The 12,661-nt window shown below is 39.7% G+C and carries 12 protein-coding genes and 1 rRNA gene; 8 read left to right on the top strand and 5 right to left on the bottom strand.

Annotation, left to right across the window (positions count from 1 at the left end):
* Positions 1-29: 29 nt before the first annotated feature.
* The 3 genes from rrf (at position 30) to F957_RS03475 (ending at position 1,786) form a co-directional block, all read left to right on the top strand.
* Positions 30-144 (top strand): 5S ribosomal RNA (gene rrf / locus F957_RS03465).
* A 113-nt stretch (positions 145-257) separates the two neighbouring features.
* The gene (locus F957_RS03470; protein WP_016542466.1) at positions 258-941 is read left to right on the top strand and encodes a dihydrodipicolinate reductase C-terminal domain-containing protein; all 684 of its coding nucleotides are present in this window, start codon (positions 258-260) and stop codon (positions 939-941) included.
* A 119-nt stretch (positions 942-1,060) separates the two neighbouring features.
* Positions 1,061-1,786 carry an AAA family ATPase gene (locus F957_RS03475; RefSeq protein ID WP_016660547.1) on the top strand — a complete coding sequence of 242 codons (726 nt, stop codon included), beginning with the start codon at positions 1,061-1,063 and terminating at the stop codon, positions 1,784-1,786.
* A 198-nt stretch (positions 1,787-1,984) separates the two neighbouring features.
* Here the strand turns inward: F957_RS03475 and F957_RS03480 are convergent, their stop codons facing one another.
* The 5 genes from F957_RS03480 to ribF all read right to left on the bottom strand — a co-directional run bounded on the left by F957_RS03480 (position 1,985) and on the right by ribF (position 7,579).
* Positions 1,985-2,527 (bottom strand): NADPH-dependent FMN reductase, encoded by a 543-nt coding sequence (locus F957_RS03480; protein WP_016542468.1) that lies wholly within the window; start codon positions 2,525-2,527, stop codon positions 1,985-1,987.
* Positions 2,528-2,632: 105 nt separating this feature from the next.
* On the bottom strand, positions 2,633-3,115 hold the full coding sequence (locus F957_RS03485) for an FKBP-type peptidyl-prolyl cis-trans isomerase (RefSeq protein WP_016542469.1): 483 nt from the start codon (positions 3,113-3,115) through the stop codon (positions 2,633-2,635).
* Position 3,116: 1 nt separating this feature from the next.
* Complete coding sequence (gene lspA, locus F957_RS03490) at positions 3,117-3,647, bottom strand: signal peptidase II (RefSeq protein WP_162130233.1); 531 nt, start codon at positions 3,645-3,647, stop codon at positions 3,117-3,119.
* Positions 3,648-3,651: 4 nt separating this feature from the next.
* Entirely contained in the window at positions 3,652-6,489 is a 2,838-nt protein-coding gene (gene ileS / locus F957_RS03495; RefSeq protein ID WP_016542470.1) for an isoleucine--tRNA ligase, read from the bottom strand.
* 88 nt (positions 6,490-6,577) lie between these two features.
* On the bottom strand, positions 6,578-7,579 hold the full coding sequence (gene ribF / locus F957_RS03500; RefSeq protein WP_016542471.1) for a riboflavin biosynthesis protein RibF: 1,002 nt from the start codon (positions 7,577-7,579) through the stop codon (positions 6,578-6,580).
* A gap of 206 nt (positions 7,580-7,785) precedes the next feature.
* Between ribF and F957_RS03505 the strand changes: the two genes are divergently transcribed.
* From F957_RS03505 to F957_RS20980, 5 genes are all read left to right on the top strand, one after another.
* Complete coding sequence (locus tag F957_RS03505; RefSeq protein WP_016542472.1) at positions 7,786-8,919, top strand: TDT family transporter; 1,134 nt, start codon at positions 7,786-7,788, stop codon at positions 8,917-8,919.
* A gap of 336 nt (positions 8,920-9,255) precedes the next feature.
* A complete protein-coding gene (locus F957_RS03510) occupies positions 9,256-9,822 on the top strand; it encodes a 5'-methylthioadenosine/S-adenosylhomocysteine nucleosidase family protein (RefSeq protein WP_016542473.1) in 567 nt (188 codons plus the stop codon).
* A gap of 170 nt (positions 9,823-9,992) precedes the next feature.
* Positions 9,993-10,190, top strand: coding sequence for a copy number control protein (locus F957_RS03515; protein WP_228129653.1), 198 nt, complete (start codon positions 9,993-9,995; stop codon positions 10,188-10,190).
* A gap of 71 nt (positions 10,191-10,261) precedes the next feature.
* Positions 10,262-11,884 carry an N-6 DNA methylase gene (locus tag F957_RS03520; protein WP_016542475.1) on the top strand — a complete coding sequence of 541 codons (1,623 nt, stop codon included), beginning with the start codon at positions 10,262-10,264 and terminating at the stop codon, positions 11,882-11,884.
* A 9-nt stretch (positions 11,885-11,893) separates the two neighbouring features.
* A partial coding sequence (locus tag F957_RS20980; RefSeq protein WP_016660546.1) for a phospholipase D family protein occupies positions 11,894-12,661 on the top strand: 768 nt, incomplete at its 3' end.

Genomic DNA, 12,661 nt, shown 5'->3' with positions numbered 1-12,661 from the left:
AGACCAAAGCAAGTATCCATAAACAGTTTGCTGGCGACAATAGCAAGAGTGAACCACCTGATCCCTTCCCGAACTCAGAAGTGAAACCTCTTAGCGCTGATGGTAGTGTGGCACTTGCCATGTGAGAGTAAGTCATCGCCAGCTTTTAAATCTAAACACCCCCAACCTAACGGTTGGGGGTGTTTTTTATTGCGGGCAGAAAAGAAAATAGGAAAAGAATAGATTAAAATAAATGAACTTTCTAAAAATATTAATTTATGACAAACGTATATATTATTGGCTCTGGTAAATTAGCAACTGAATTACTCAACGGATTAGATCTGAATCAAGTGTATAAAGTCCTTGCTTGGACAGACCGAAATAATCATGAAGCTGAAGGCGCTATTGTTGTACATGCTGGTTCTGGCAGAGAACTCAATGAAGCGATTTTGTATTGTAAAAAGACAGGTTCTCGTCTTATTGAGTTGTCAACAGATAGGGATTACAAGCAAGAAAATTGGGATATTCCCGTTGTTTTATGCCCAAATACCAATATATTAATGCTTAAATTTATGAATATGATTGAAAAAAGTGGGCACACTTTCAGCCAATATCAAATCAGTATCATCGAATCTCATCAAGCAAATAAGACTTCTGTACCAGGAACAGCTGTAGCGATGGCCAAGTCACTTAGTCTACAGAATAATGCAATCGAATCAGTGCGTGATGTTAAAAGACAACAATTTGAACTTGCGATTCCTGAACAAAATCTAACTCGGCATGCCTATCATCGTATTCAAATATCAGATGATAAGTCCTGTTCAATTGTTTTAGAGACAAAGGTTTTCGGTGATTCACCGTATGTTGATGGGGTTAAAGAAATTATTTGTGCTGTAGGAAAAAATCACTTAGAAAATCGCTTATATGATGTCATGGAGTTTATTGATAATCAGTGGATTTAATTTAAAGACGAAAGGGATCATTTGAGAAAGGCGACAGCTCAAGACGTTTAGAAATAAATGGCGCTGTTTTTCAAAGATAAAATCTAGCATGCTATAACAAATCGTTTTGCCAATATTTTATGCAAGAAAGACCTTATATCAGAGCTGTGAAGTTTAAATCACCTGAGTCCTTGGATTGGGCCAGTTATCCTTATGTCGTTCCTGCTGTTAATGATTTAGAAAGCATTGAGTTCCATCCAGAAGTCACTTTCTTTGTCGGGGAGAATGGTTCAGGAAAGTCGACCATTCTTGAAGCCTTGGCGCTTGCTTTGGGTTTTTCAGAAGAAGGTGGAACGCGTAATGTACAATTGAATACTGCGACAACGGCTTCTGATTTGCATCAGGCGATTCGAACGATCAAAAGCTATAAGAAGCCTCAGGATTATTACTTTTTGCGTGTTGAGAGCTTCTATAACGTTGCAACCTATATGAAGCAAGTGAACTATTTGGTGGAGTATGGGGGAGATATACATTTACGCTCACATGGGGAGGCTTTCTTAAAATTATTAACAATGAAATTAAAAGGGAAAGGTTTATACCTTTTAGATGAACCTGAAGCAGCGTTGTCTCCAACGATGTTGATGACAACCTTATCGGTTTTAGATCGTTTATGTCAGCAGCAATCTCAATTTATTATTGCCACCCATTCTCCTATTTTATTGGCTTATCCAAATGCCAAAATTTATCAGTTTTCCGACACTGGGATTAGAGAGATATCTTATGAAGAAACAGAGCATTTTCGGGTAACAAAGGATTTTTTAAATAATTATCAAAAGAGAATTCAGCAGTTGCTAGAGAAAGAATAGACAAAAAGAAGCCCCATCATCCTGACGGGGCTTCTTCGAATTCAGTTTATGTCGTTGATATCCTATTAACGACCACGTCCTGTGTCTGTTCTTATTCTCAATGAGACTTCCTGTCTCTCTATGCTTTATATATTAGCGATCAAGTTGGCAGTGGAACAGACGTCAATCAACCTAATCAACGTACGCTTAGGCTTACAACTAAGCGATATTATACTTCTGTAGTTTGGCAATCAGTGCTGCTAAGCCTTTCACTTCAAACTCGTTGGCTTCAAAGTTCTCGTCTTTATTGCGTTTAAAGATATCTCGAATTTCAATTACGGCATTGGGATCAACTAGACCTAAGCTTGAGGTCACTTGGCGAATTTGGCTAATTGAGCGTGAGCCATTGGTTGAACCATAGCCGATAAAGGCTGCAGGTTTACCTTGCCATTCTTTACCAACATAATCCAAGGCATTCTTCAGTGCTGGACTATAGCCATGGTTATATTCAGGGCTAATGAAGATAAAGGCCTGTGCCTGTGCAATTTTATCTGCCCATTGTTGTTGTTTCGGCTGATCATAGATGCCTGTCGCAGGTGGGTGAGAACCAGCAAAGAGCGGTAAGTCCCATTCCTTAAGATCGACGATTTCTGTTTGAATATCTTTTAATGCGAGTTCTGCTGTTGCTTGCTCTACCCAATTGGCGACTTTAATCGCGGTACGGCCTTCACGAACACTACCAACAATAATATAAATCAGCATATTTAAATTCCTGTGTTATTGCTTTGATTTTAAAAATGAATGCCTTTAAATGATCTTATACTTTTCTTCAGCGTAAAAAAAAGCTCTCATTTGAGAGCTTTTTTGTTACATCAATTTGATGCCTTGCTGGCCTGCTGGGGTAACTTTGAAGATTTCCACTTCAAAAGTAATATTTTTGCCTGCCAGTGGATGATTAAAATCAATCTCTGTGATGTCATCATTGACCGATTTTACGATGCCAAACAAAGTTGCTTTGGCCTTATCTTCAAATTCAATCATATGACCCACAATTGGGCGTTGCTCAAATTTGACTGTATCGAAGGTCTGAATATTTTCAGGATTCCAAGGACCAAAGGAGTCTTCTGGTGGTAAATGTACGGTACGACGGTCGCCTGCACGTAAACCAAAGAGTGCCTTTTCAAATCCTGGCAGTAGATTACCATCGCCAATCACGAGGCTGACAGGTTGTTCACGACCGCGAGTACTATCGATTTCAACACCATTTTCAATTGAAACTGAAAAGTGTAATTCAACTTTTGAGCCGTCTTGAATACGAATCTCTTCGTTAGGTTGAATAATTTCGTTCATCTTATGCATCCACGTTTTGGTTGCGTTTCTTCTCAAGGAAGAAGGTATCAATCAGCAGCAAAATCGTGCCTAGGGTAATTGAGCTATCCGCAAGGTTGAAGGCTGGGAAATGGCTGTTTTGATAATAAACATGAATAAAATCGACCACATAGCCCAAGCTGACACGATCAATTAAATTGCCAATTGCACCACCGAGAATCAACGCAATCGCCATCGGTAACACGATCATTTTCTTTGGCATACGCATTAGCCAGAAAATGAAAATAAGCGATACCACACCTGCTAAAGAGGTGAAGAAGTAGCGTTGCCAGCCACCTGCGTCAGACAAAAAGCTGAATGCTGCACCATAGTTATGCAACAGCGTCCAATTTAAAAAGGGCAGTACAGGAACAGGATCTGCATAATTTAAATGTGAACTGGCAATCCATTTGGTCCATTGGTCCAGCACAATGGCAAGGACAGAAAGTCCAAGCCAAAGCAGGTTATGCGGATAAAATTGGAATAAGCCTTTTTTTGCTGGGCTAGTTTGCACAGAATTATGCATATTTTCTCACTTCGCCACTGCCAGTGACGTTGATAATACAACGAGCGCATAAACCAGAATGGCCAACATGTGTATTTACATCTGGCAGTACATGCCAGCAACGTACACATTTTTCACCATCTGCTGCGGAGACTTGGACACGTAATCCTGCAAGATCCGTGCTTTCACCTTGTTCAGCATAAGGGTGAACGATGACTTGAGAGGTGATCAAGACAAAACGTAATTCATCAGCCAATTGGTTTAACAATGTCTGTAATGCTTCATCTGCCCAAAGTTCAACTTTTGCAGATAAGTTACTGCCGATGAGTTTAGCGTTACGTGCTGCTTCAATCTGTTTATTTACTGCTGATTTTACGCTAATCAATGTTTGCCAATCTGCTTCAGACAGTAAGTTTGCTGTTGATGCGGTTGGAATGTCATACCATTCAGCCGTGAATACATATTTACCAGTTTGTTCAGGAATCAATGGCCACGCTTCTTGTGCGGTAAAGCTCAAGATTGGTGACATCCAGCGTACAAAGGCTTGTACGATGTGATATAGCGCAGTTTGTGCAGAATGACGTGCTTGTGAATCCGCTTTGGTGGTGTACTGACGATCTTTGATGATGTCGAGATAGAAGCCACCTAAGTCATTGATACAGAAGCTGGTCAGTGCATTGGTCACAATATGGAAGTTCATCTCTTCATAGGCTTGCTGAATGGTTTTTTGAACTTCAGCAGCGCGTTGCAAGATGTATTGATCCAATGCAATCAACTGGTCAACTGGTAGCGCATCTGTTGATGGTTTGAAACCATTCAAGTTGGCCAACAAGAAACGTAAGGTATTGCGGATACGACGATAACCATCTGATGCGCGGCTAAAGATTTCTTTACCTGCGGTCATTTCGTAACGATAGTCAGCAGATGCGATCCAGAAACGTAAGCCATCAGCGCCCATATCTTTGATAATGTCTTGTGGGGTAATGATGTTGCCTAATGATTTAGACATCTTACGGCCTTTCTCATCAACCACAAAACCGTGGGTGAGTAGGCCTTTATATGGCGCACGTTCATTGATTGCAATTGAAGTCAGCAATGAAGATTGGAACCAGCCACGGTGTTGATCTGAACCTTCAAGATAGAGGTCTGCTGGGTCTTGTAAATCATCACGTTCACGCAGCACAGCGTAGTGTGTAGTTCCAGAGTCAAACCAAACGTCCAGAGTATCGCGTACCGCATTATATTGTTCTGCATCGGCACCAATGAACTCACTTGCTTCACGGTTATACCAGCCATCAATGCCTTCTTGCTCGATCAGTTTTGCCACTTCTTCGATCAATTCAGGTGTACGCGGGTGCAGGGCATTGGTATCTTTGTGCACGAAGAATGGGATTGGTACACCCCAAGTCCGTTGACGTGAGATACACCAGTCTGGACGGCCTTCAATCATCGACTGAATACGGCTTTGGCCCCAATCAGGTACAAATTCGATATCATTTTCAATCGCATTCAAGGCATTTTGACGCAGACCATTGGCATCCATGCTGATAAACCATTGTGGTGTCGCACGGAAGATAATCGGGGTTTTATGACGCCAGCAGTGTGGGTAGCTGTGTTTGATTGGCTGATGTGCCCACAGACGACCAACTGCACCCAATGCCTCAATGATTTGAGGATTGGCTTTATAGATGTGTTCCCCTGCAAAGATTGGCGATGTTGGTAAATAAACACCATTACCACCGACAGGGTTTTCAACTTTTAATTGATATAGCAAACCGACTTTATAATCGTCCACACCATGGCCAGGTGCGGTATGCACTGCACCTGTACCACTTGTTGCAATCACGTGCTCGCCTAAAATCACAGGGACTTGACGATCTGCCAACAGCGGATGTTGTAAAAGAAGGTTCTCAATTGCAGCACCTTTGAAATCAGCGAGTACCACTGGATTTTCCAGTTTGTAACGTTCGATTGCTGATTCAACCAAGTCTTTGGCAAGAATAAAGTTTTGCGTACCACGGTCAGTCGTGACTTGAACCAATTGATAGTCGATGTCAGCATGCAGTGCTACGGCTTGGTTAGCAGGCAAGGTCCATGGTGTAGTGGTCCAGATCACGATATCCGTGGCATCTTGAACCTCGACATTCAAACGTGTGCTGAGCTCTTTAAGATCAACAACGGTAAAGCCAACATCAATCGCATCTGATTTTTTATCTTCGTATTCAACTTCGGCTTCAGCCAGTGATGAACCACAGTCCATACACCAGTTCACTGGTTTTAGACCTGGTTCGATATGGCCTGCTTTGGCAATGGCGCCCAATGCACGCACGATATCCGCTTCTTGCTTGAAGTTCATGGTCAGGTATGGATTGTCCCAATCACCAAAAACCCCCATACGCACAAAGTCTTTCTTCTGTAATTCGACTTGGGTGTAGGCATATTCACGGCAAGCTTTACGGAAAGTTGAGGCATCAACTTTAACGCCTACTTTACCGACTTTTTCTTCGACTTTTAGTTCGATTGGTAGGCCGTGACAGTCCCAACCCGGCACATACGGTGCATCGAAGCCATCTAAAACGCGGCTTTTAATAATGATATCTTTTAAGACTTTATTGACGGCATGACCTAAATGGATTTGACCATTGGCATATGGAGGGCCGTCATGCAGTACATATTTTTTCTTGCCAATACGCGCTTCACGAATCTGCTGATAAATGTTGTCGGCATACCACTCTTCTAACCATTTGGCTTCACGCACAGCCAAGTTTGCCTTCATGGCAAATTCAGTCGCTGGCAAATTGAGTGTGGCTTTATAATCCACTGCATTTTCAGGAGTTTGCTTATCGCTCATGCAAGTTTTCTTCCAGTTTGATCAGTTTGTAAACTGACATGTATTACTTTAGGATTTGTGAAGTATTAACAAATCCTACTAATTAAATTTAAAAAGGAAATTCTGGTGTGTGGTTACGATAGTCTCGTAACTTTTGCACATCATCATCAATTCCGGCTTTGAGGGCTTCAAGCGAAGGGTAATTCAGCTCACCATGTAAATAGTGAAGGAAAGTGACCCGCATCAATAAGCCATACAGATTAGCAGAAACATCAGGGAAATGTACCTCTAATCGCCATTCTGGCTGGTCTTGTTTGATGGCTGGGCGTGTCCCCACATGACCTGCACCAAACAGACTGTCGGCTTGATAGCCTGCAATCCCGTTCAGGGCAGGATCTGGATGTTTTACTTTTGCATTCAATGATGTATTTTCACACACCACATCCACTGCATAAATGCCGTTTAAACAGGGTTTATGGCGGTTTAAACGCACATTAATGGTCGGAAAATCAAGGGTGCGACCAATCTGGTCACCATATTGCACTCGGCCTGTAATGCTATACGGACGACCCAATAATTTTGCTGCTAATGCCAAATCACCCTCTTGAAGGACCTGACGAATACGGGTTGAACTGACACGTTCACCATTTAAAGCCACGGTATTTAAATTGGTCACGTCAAAGCCGTAGTCACGCAAGAATTCACTGTTACCTTGACGGTCTTTACCAAAATGGAAGTCATCACCGAGGACTAGGCTTTGTGCATTGAGTTTTAATTTAAGTAGTTCAGCAAATTCTGTGGCATTTAGACTTCTAAAATATTGGTCAAATTTCGCAACAGCAATGTAGTCCACACCGAGCTCAGTTAAATATTCTACTTTTTCTCTGAGCGAGCTGATTCGTGGCGGTGCTTCATAACCTTTAAAAAATTCAAGCGGTTGCGGCTCAAAAATCATCACTAATGTTTTTAAGCCTTGGGCTTCAGCCAAGCTTTTGAGTTGAGCAATCATCGCTTGATGGCCGAGATGGACACCATCAAAATTGCCAATCGTTACCGCAGTCGGAGGTAACTGAAAATTTGGCGATAAAGCGTTGAGACGAAGCAACTTCATGGGCGTTAAATACAGTGATTTTGCAAAGGCTATATATTGCCATATTCTCAGCGTTTCGTCTTGTTGTTGTGTTTTTACACAGAAAAATTTCAATATTTAAAGTTTTATTATCAGTTAAATTGATTCATTAAATAAAAATAAATCAATTTTTCTTATTTATGGATTGACCTAAAATAACTGCATAGTCGCTTGATATTGAGAAAGAGATGAAAAAGCCGTTTTATCAGCTAGAGCAGAGTACCGATGTAATTCGCCATTTTACCCCGAACTGGTTTACTGCAACCATGGGAACAGGTGTGGTGGCGATGATTTTAGCACAGCTGCCTTTCGCTTCATCTGTCTTATTTATGCTTGCGACCAAATTATGGCAGTTTAATATTCTGTTATTTAGCACTTTTAGTGTGCTTTATATTTTACGCTGGATTTTATTTCCGGCTGAAGCCAAGCAGATTTTTACTCACCCCAACATGAGCTTATTCCTCGGTGCGATTCCGATGGGCTTAGCGACGATTGCCAATGGTTTTCTGAGCTTTGGTATCCATCTATATGGCGATATTGCCGTTCAGATTGCCACTTACCTTTGGTATATCGATGTTGTTGTTGCTGTCGTGATTGCATGGGTGGTGCCATTTTGTATGTTTAGCTGCCAAGATCATCAATTACAACGGATGACTGCGGTATGGTTACTCCCGATCGTGGCCTGTGAAGTTGCGGCTAGCTCTGCGGGGCTGCTATTACAGCATTTAGCAGCCGATCAGCATGCGTTAACCATCTTGATCACAGGCTATGTGTTGTGGGGCATTTCTGTCTTACCTGCTTTTGCGATCTTAACCATTTTGATGTTACGTTTGGCTTTGCACCAGTTACCTGAAAAAGAGGTCGCGATTTCTAGCTGGTTATGTTTAGGGCCGATTGGAACAGGGGCATTAGCGTTATTATTATTGGGTGAACAAGCGCCACGTATCATGCAGGCGATGGGTTTTGAAGGCCTAGCGACATTACTGCCAGCCTTGGGTATTGTGGCAAGTTTGGTACTATTAGGTTTTGGCTTATGGTGGTTTGGGATTGCGATTTTGACCACACTGCGTCATATGCGTACTGGCATTCCATTTAACTTGGGGTGGTGGGGACTGACTTTCCCATTTGGTGTGTTTATTTTGGCGATCTTCAACTTGGCGCATCAGTTACATATCGACTTCTTACAATATACGGCTGTGGTTTTAAGTCTGTTGTTGGTTGGCCTATGGGTATTGGTGATGAAGAAAACGTTGGTGGGGGCCTATAGCGGTCAATTATTTTTCTCTCCTTGTTTGGTCGCCTTACAGCAGAAGATGCAATAATATCAAGGTGTGCTTTAGCACACCTTTTTTTGTAACCTGAGTTCGGTTTATATCTTTAGTTTTTTAAAAACAATTATCTTGATGGAATCTTATTTGTTCTCATCCAATTTCAGGATAAACCTTCGGTTCGACTTACTTTTGTTTCGGCAAAAGTAAGCAAAACCATTGTCATCCGCAAAACTCGTTGACTACCATCAACTAGCTGAAAGAGTCGCAGAACCCACTCCTTATAAATGGAGCCCTGTCTCGAACAGTTGCGGACGACGTTTCCGAGTACCATATTTTTTGTTAAATTCTGGCTATGTTTGTTTATTTTGATTTGAACGAGTCTTTTTTATGAATGCTGATATTGCTCTGATTATGGCCTTACCGAATGAATCTAAAGGCTTGTTTGAACAAGCCGGCATTGACGTTCATTACAGTGGCATCGGCAAAATTAATGCAGCATTTAAAGCCTTTGAGGTGATTCAAAAGACAGGCTGTAAGACGCTGATCAATTTAGGTAGTGCAGGAAGTTCACATTTCGACGCGCACAGTCTGGTTGAGGTCATCACTTTCGTGCAGCGTGATATGGATGTGTCTCCCTTAGGTTTTGCCGTAGGCGTGACACCGATGGATGATGAAATTCCTGCGGAGATTCATACCCAAGCCCATTTTGAGCTTTTGCCTAAAGGGATCTGTGGTACGGGTGATTCTTTTGAAACAGGTTTGCCAAAAGTGAGCTGTAATTTGGTGGATATGGAGGCCTATGCTTTGGCCAAAGTCTGTCAAAAGCTCGGAGTACGTTTGATTTCAGTGAAATATATTACTGATGGCGCCAATGATACGGCTCATCTGGATTGGGAAGAAAATCTACTGCTTGGAGCACAGAAACTCTTGGCACTGTATCAAGCGCATTTTTAAATGCAAAGATTTAATGTAGTTATGTGCTTGGATAAAATAGCGACTGTTCTTAAGTTGTGGAAACTAAAATGTTATTTTGTTTGGTGTCGCATAAGAGATTTCATGTTAAATAGGTTCTTAATACTTGCAACTAATTTAGTTCTAAATAAGATGTAGATCTTAAATTAATTATGATTGAGAGTCCTTCGATGGAAGATAAGTCTAATTTGGTTTTGGATTTGAGTCCAAAAGCACCAAGAAAATATAAAACATTAACTATTCCAATGAATAAGCATGAATATGACTTGTTAACAGCTTTAGCTGAAAGATATGGGCAAAGTCATAATGGTATCATTCGCTTCGCTCTAAAAGAGCTTGAAAAAAAGTAGTTATAATTTGAAACTAATTTAGTTTCAAATTAGAATGTCTTTATAGAAATGTACCCCGAGTTAAATAATTTATGAAATTTAAAAGTGAGCAAACGTATCAAAAGTTACGTGGAGGTTACTACACACCTGAATCTATATCAGCGTATATCAATCAGTGGGTCATTACAGAAGATACTAAAGATATTCTAGAACCTAGCTGTGGAGATGGATCTTTTTTTAAATCCTTACAAGACTTAGTTGACCCTGAAAACTTTGTAGTTAATGGTTTTGAACTTGATCCTCTAGAAGCTCAAAAAGCAGAAAGTGTCTGTCAAACGATTGGGTTATCAAATGTAAACATTCTGAATCATGATTTTTTAGATTATGCATTAGTTCAAATAATTGAAAATAATAAGAAACATGATGCGATCGTTGGGAATCCGCCTTTTATTAGATATCAATTTTTAGAGAAAGATTTCCAAGATAAAACTGAACAATTATTTAAAATTTTAGGTCAAAAATTTACTAAGCATACTAATGCTTGGGTTCCATTTGTATTGTCTTGCGTTGAGTTATTAAAGCCTAATGGCAGATTAGGAATGGTCATTCCTTCGGAAATTATTAATGTTATGCACGCTGAATCATTGAGAAATTTTTTAATTTCTCGATGCCAGTCAATTGAATTAATTGATCCTAAGGAAATTTGGTTTGAAGGAACTCTGCAAGGTGCAGTTATCTTATTTGTTCAAAAGAAAGAATCTGAACAAGATGAATGTGTAGGTATCAAACTGATTCAGGTTGATAATTTAGAATTCTTAGACGAGCCATTTGAAAGCTTTAGAACAAAGTTCTCTTATACACCTACAAGTGAATTGCCAAACAAATGGACTAAAGCTTGTTTAAATCCACAAGAGCTTGAGTTGTTAAATAAGATTTCTAATCTTTCTGAAGTTAAGAAATTTAATGAAATAGCAAAAGTAGAAGTGGGTATTGTTACTGGTGCCAATGATTTCTTTTTAGTTAATGATGATCTAGTAAAAGAATATGATCTCGAAGACTTCGTATATCCAATGTTTGGTAGAAGTCAGCATTGTGACGGGATTCTTTATGATCAGAAACAGCATCAAAGCAATAAAGATGACTCATTACCAAATAATTTTGTTTGGATAAAGGACTCCTTTGAAAACTTACCATCAAGGGTTCAAGACTATATTAAATTCGGTGAAAGTAAGGAGTTACATACTCGTTATAAATGTAGAATCAGGTCTCCTTGGTACACAGTTCCTTCAGTGTTTTCGACAAAGTTAAGTATGTTAAAAAGGGCTCATGAAGTACCTCGTATTATTTTTAATGAGCTTGATGCTTACACAACTGATACTGCCTATAGAGTTTCAGCTTCTAATGTTGATGAAAAAAAATTAGCCTTTCTATTCTTAAATCCCCTAACCGCTATCTACTGTGAAATTGAAGGTCGCTCTTATGGTGGTGGAGTTTTAGAGCTAGTACCTTCTGAAATTCGAAATATTCGTATACCTATTGTTGATGTAGATTTTGATTTGCACGATCTAGATCAAAACTTTAAAACTTTAACAATAATTGAGTTGATGAAGCTTCAAGGCACAAAAATCTTTTCAAAATTAGATATATCTCAGCAAGATATTGATTTACTCGTTAATATTTGGATTAAACTAAAGGATAGACGACAACGAAATTAATGGATTCCCATGCTTTCACCAAAAATTTTTTTTCAGCGTCTTGATGGCGCTGATTTTGTTAGTGAGCTAGCTCAAGTATCAATAAATTATTTAGAAGGAATTGTTAGTGTTGCTTTTGCACGAAAAAATGGCACAGATATTCTTTGTAATAAAATTTTGAATAATAAAAAAATTATATTTTTCATTGGGATAAATAATGGAATAACTTCTAAGCAAGCGTTAGAGAATCTTCTAGACCAAGATACAGCTAAGGAAATTTATTTAGTTAATACAGGTAATGTACAAGCAATTTTTCATCCTAAAATTTTTTGTTTTTATGATGCTTCCCTTAGACAGGGTGTTTTAAGTATAGGAAGTTCGAATTTAACCTCTGGAGGATTCGAAAAGAATATTGAGGCTAATGTTTTATTGCATATAGATGGCAGTAATTGGAATTTAGTCGAAGCTATTCAAACTAATTTAAATAGTATTAAAGCTGAATGTATTTATTTATATGACAAACAGCAACTTGATGATTTACTTCAGAATGGTTTCTTAGAAGATGAAAATAAGAGAGAAGTCTTTGAAGCTAGAAGTAGTACACCCGTAAATCCACTTTCACCTAGAATACCTAAGATTCAATTATATAGTGTTATTAAGTCTCAGACTTTATCTAATCAGTTAGCTGTTCCTGCACAGCAATCATTTGCCGTTCCTGCACAGCAACCATTTGCCGTTCCTGCACAGCAATCATTTGTCGTTCCTGTACAGCAACCATTTGCCGTTCCTGCACAGCAA

The organism is Acinetobacter gyllenbergii CIP 110306 = MTCC 11365 (assembly GCF_000413855.1).
Lineage (GTDB): Bacteria > Pseudomonadota > Gammaproteobacteria > Pseudomonadales > Moraxellaceae > Acinetobacter > Acinetobacter gyllenbergii.
This window is presented reverse-complemented; position numbering and strand designations above follow the sequence as displayed.

Coding starts and splice junctions, on each gene's coding strand:
- F957_RS03485 (WP_016542469.1), bottom strand. CDS start 3,115: ATGAACGAAATTATTCAACCTAACGAAGAGATTCGTATTCAAGACGGC.
- ileS (WP_016542470.1), bottom strand. CDS start 6,489: ATGAGCGATAAGCAAACTCCTGAAAATGCAGTGGATTATAAAGCCACA.
- ribF (WP_016542471.1), bottom strand. CDS start 7,579: ATGAAGTTGCTTCGTCTCAACGCTTTATCGCCAAATTTTCAGTTACCT.
- F957_RS03475 (WP_016660547.1), top strand. CDS start 1,061: ATGCAAGAAAGACCTTATATCAGAGCTGTGAAGTTTAAATCACCTGAG.
- F957_RS03515 (WP_228129653.1), top strand. CDS start 9,993: ATGATTGAGAGTCCTTCGATGGAAGATAAGTCTAATTTGGTTTTGGAT.
- F957_RS03480 (WP_016542468.1), bottom strand. CDS start 2,527: ATGCTGATTTATATTATTGTTGGTAGTGTTCGTGAAGGCCGTACCGCG.
- F957_RS03470 (WP_016542466.1), top strand. CDS start 258: ATGACAAACGTATATATTATTGGCTCTGGTAAATTAGCAACTGAATTA.
- F957_RS03520 (WP_016542475.1), top strand. CDS start 10,262: ATGAAATTTAAAAGTGAGCAAACGTATCAAAAGTTACGTGGAGGTTAC.
- F957_RS03505 (WP_016542472.1), top strand. CDS start 7,786: ATGAAAAAGCCGTTTTATCAGCTAGAGCAGAGTACCGATGTAATTCGC.
- F957_RS03510 (WP_016542473.1), top strand. CDS start 9,256: ATGAATGCTGATATTGCTCTGATTATGGCCTTACCGAATGAATCTAAA.